We start from the raw sequence: 246 nt of genomic DNA, 5'->3' as shown, positions 1-246 counted from the left end.
ACCCAAGAGGTCGGCGTAGGTCGGCTCAGGGATGCGGAAGGCCCGCCCGGGGCTGCCCGGCTCGCTGACGAGCCGCGAGAGCGTCACGGTTGTGGCGCGGTGCTCGGTACGCGCCACGAAGTCGAGGGCTGCGTAGAGGGCAATCTGCGGTGGGAGTCCCGGCTTGTCACCGTGCACGAACCGGAAGCGGCGGCGCTCCGAGGCCTGTCGCAGGATGCCAAGTTCCCGGAACGGGCAGTCGACGGC

1 protein-coding gene is annotated in these 246 nt (G+C 70.7%); it reads right to left on the bottom strand.

Translation table 11 applies throughout. The annotated features are described in order from the left end of the window. Nucleotides 1-246 (bottom strand): DUF4007 family protein (locus ACWXWW_RS18260; RefSeq protein ID WP_455971453.1); only part of this gene is annotated, 246 nt, incomplete at both ends.

This window comes from Microbacterium sp. KNMS, assembly GCF_053851835.1.
The sequence above is the reverse complement of the archived record's forward strand: the minus strand, read 5'-3'. Positions and strand labels throughout refer to the sequence as shown.